1 protein-coding gene and 2 pseudogenes are annotated in these 3,588 nt (G+C 67.7%); 1 reads left to right on the top strand and 2 read right to left on the bottom strand.

From position 1 onward, the window contains the following. Positions 1-1,614: pseudogene (gene ggt, locus JCM19049_RS09720) on the top strand (gamma-glutamyltransferase); the annotation flags it as partial. Between the two features lie 90 nt (positions 1,615-1,704). On the opposite strand, the gene JCM19049_RS09715 reads toward ggt, so the two are convergent. Further along, positions 1,705-3,108 (bottom strand): LLM class flavin-dependent oxidoreductase, encoded by a 1,404-nt coding sequence (locus JCM19049_RS09715; RefSeq protein ID WP_054821484.1) that lies wholly within the window; start codon positions 3,106-3,108, stop codon positions 1,705-1,707. A gap of 45 nt (positions 3,109-3,153) precedes the next feature. Next, positions 3,154-3,588: pseudogene (locus JCM19049_RS19970) on the bottom strand (acyl-CoA dehydrogenase); the annotation flags it as partial.

Genomic DNA, 3,588 nt, shown 5'->3' with positions numbered 1-3,588 from the left:
CCGCGACACTGGGAGTCGCCGAACCCTACAGCGCCGGCATTGGCGGCGGAGGCTACTTCATGTACTACGACGCCGAAACCCGGAAGATCAGCACGCTGGACGGTCGGGAAACCGCCCCGGCCGCCATGCCCCACGACGCTTCATTGATCCACAGACCGGCAGCCCCTACCCCTTCACCCGGAGCTGGTGACCAGCGGGGTGTCCGTGGGCGTGCCCGGCACGCTGGCCACCTGGGATGAGGCACTGGACCGCTGGGGAACGATGAGCCTGGGCAAGGCCCTGCAGCCGGCCATCAAGACGGCCACGCGCGGCTTCGTCGTGGATGAGACGTTCCGCGAGCAAACCCTGGATAACAAGGAGCGGTTCGAGGCCTTCGAGTCCACCCGGAAGCTGTACCTCCCCCGGGGGGATGCCCCCAAGGTGGGCAGCGTGTTCAAGAACCCCGATTTGGCCAAGACCTACCGCATGATTGCGCGCCGGGGCATCAACTCGTTCTACCGCGGTGAGCTCGCCGAGCAGATCGCCGCGACCGTGCAGGCCCCGCCGGTGGTGCCGGGAACCGAGCTGCCCGTGCCAGCCGGCCACATGACCGCCGCGGACCTGGCACGCTACAAGGTCGTGAAGCAGAAGCCGACCAGGGTGAACTATCGCGGCCTGGACGTCTACGGGATGGCCCCCTCCAGCAGTGGGGGCACCACGGTCGGCGAGGCCCTGAACATCCTGAATCGGTTCCAGCTTTCCACGATGCCGCGACCCGACGCGCTGCACCACTACCTGGAGGCCAGCGCCCTGGCGTTTGCCGACCGCGGCAAATACGTCGGGGATCCGGCATTCGTCGATGTGCCCACCCGCCAGCTGACCGACCGGCTCTTCGGGGCCGAGCGGGCCTGCGCCCTGGATCCGCAACGCGCCTCCGTGAAGCCGGTAGCGCCGGGCGATGCCGCCAACTACGACGGGCGCTGCCCCACCGAAGCCGGTGTGGTGGCGCAGGAGAAGGACACGGAGAACATCTCGACCACGCACCTGTCGGTGGCCGACCGGTGGGGCAACGTCGTGTCCTACACGCTGACCATTGAACAGACCGGCGGTTCGGGCATCGTGGTGCCGGGCCGCGGGTTCCTGCTCAACAACGAGCTGACCGACTTCTCCACCGTCTACGATCCGGCCGACCCGAACCGCATCGAGCCGGGCAAGCGGCCGCGCTCCTCCATGGCGCCGACCATTGTGCTCAAGGACCGCAAGCCGATGCTGGCGGTTGGCTCCCCGGGCGGCTCGACGATCATCACCACGGTGCTGCAGACCCTGGTCAACCGCGTGGATCTGGGCATGGAGATTTCCGAGGCGATTGCCGCGCCGCGCGCCTCACAGCGCAACACCGCCGCGGTCACCGCCGAACCGGAGTTCATTGCCGATGATGCCCGGATGCTGGAGCCCTTCGGCCACCAGTTCGTGCCGTCCGGGGATTCCTTTACCCCGCAGGCGGAGATCGGTGCGGTGGCGGCCGTGGAGATCGGCCCGCGGGGCAAGCTGACCGCCGCGGCCGAACCGACCCGGCGCGGGGGCGGCTCGGCGATGGTGGTGAAGCAGCTGAAGGGGCACAAGAAGCACAAGTAGCTCCCGCGCATCCATACCGAAGGCGGCGCGGCGCGGAAAGACCAGTGACGGGTTTTTCCGCGGCCGCGCCGCCCTGTTCACCACTGGCCGCTAGCGGGCGGCAGCCAGGCGGTTGGCGATCTTGTACTGGGCGGCGCGGTGGGTGTCCTTGACCCGGTCGCCGGCACCGAAGAGCTTGTTGCGCAGTGAGCCTTCGGCATACTCGGTCTTGTAGGCGCCGCGGGCCTGCAGCTCGGGAACCACATACTCGACGATGTCCTCAAAGGTTCCCGGGGTGATCGCGTAGGCGAGGTTGAACCCGTCCACGTCGGTGTAGTCCACCCAGTCGATCAGCTTCTCGGCCACCTCGGCGCCCGAACCGACGGTGATCGGGCCGAAACCGCCCACGCCGACCCACTCGGCCAGCTGCCGGATGGTCCACGGTGAGCCCTCGTCGCCGCTGGCCTTCTGGAAGGTCTCCACGGAAGACTGGATCGCGTTGGACTTCACGTTCGAGCCGATCACGTCGTCCGGGTCGTAGGCCGAGAGGTCCACCCCCATCCACCCGGAGATCAGCACCAGTGCCCCCTCGACGTCAGCGTAGGACTTGTAGTCCTCGTACTTCGCCTGCGCGGTGGCCGAGTCCTGGCCGGTGATGATGGTCTGCATGGCGAAGATCTTGATGTCGTAGCGGTCCCGGCCGGCGGCCTCGGCGGCGTCACGGATCTTGGTGACGGTGGCCTTGAGCATTTCCCGGGTCGGCGAGGTGACGAAGACGGCCTCCGCGTTCTCGGCCGCGAACTTCACCCCGCGGCTGGAGGCCCCGGCCTGGTAGATCACCGGGGTGCGCTGGGTGCTCGGTTCGGTGATGGCGATGCCCGGTACCTTGAAGTACTTGCCCTCATGGTTGATCGGGTGCACCTGCTCCGGGTTGGTGTAGATGCCGCGGACCTTGTCGGCCTTGACCGCGTCATCTTCCCAGGAGCCCTCCAGCAGCTTGTACACCACTTCCAGGTACTCATCGGCGTGGTCGTAGCGTTCGTCGTGCTCCATCTGGTCTTCCTGGCCCATGTTGCGCGCGGCGGAGGGCAGGTAGCCGGTGACCACGTTCCAGCCGACCCGGCCCCCGGTGAGGTGGTCCAGGGTGGCCAGGCGGCGGGCGAACGGGTACGGGTGCTCGTAGGCGGTGCCCGCGGTGATGCCGAAGCCGAGGTTCTCGGTGACCGCGGCCATGGCGGAGACCAGCAGGATCGGGTCGTTGACCGGGGCCTGGGCGCCGGTGCGCAGCGGGGATTCGTTGGTGCCGTTGTAGACGTCATAGGTGCCCAGCACATCGGCGATGAACAGCCCGTCGAACTTGCCCTTTTCCAGCACCTTGGCCAGGTGGGTCCAGTAGCCCAGGGTGTTGTAGCTTGCAGCTTGGTCCTGCGGGTGGCGCCAGAGTCCAGGCGACTGGTGGGCGACGCAGTTCATGTCAAAGGCGTTGAACAGGATTTCGCGGGGTGTGCGGCTCATGGCGGTCCTTCTTTCAGGGGTTTGATTCGATGGTGGCGGGCGGGATTAGCGGAAGCTGACCTGGCCCGGGGCGGGGACGTCCCCGGTGGCGTTCAGCCGCACCGGGGGCACCGCGTTGATCTCGTAGTCGCCCACGATGCGGGATTTGTAGATGGCGGGGTTGTGGGTGGCGATGGTGCGGGCGTTGCGCCAGTGCCGGTCCATGTTGCAGCTGGCCTTGGTGGCCGAGGCGCCCAGCGGGTCAAAGAGCTTGCTGGTCACCCCGATGGTCAGCGGCTGGGTGACCGATTGGGCGCGGTTGGCGGCCAACTCGCACACCGCATAGCGTTCGGCGGGGCTCAGGTTGCGTCGGCCAGGGCGGCCTCGACCTCCAGCACGGCGCCCATCACCACCGACTCGATGGCGAAGACCTCCGGCCGAGACCTCCCCCACGACCTGCAGGACCTGCGGTTCGTGGCGGGACCGGGACCCGGTGCCGGT

The organism is Arthrobacter sp. JCM 19049 (assembly GCF_001310435.1).
Note: the sequence above shows the minus strand (reverse complement) of the source record. Positions and strands in the feature narration are given on the sequence as shown.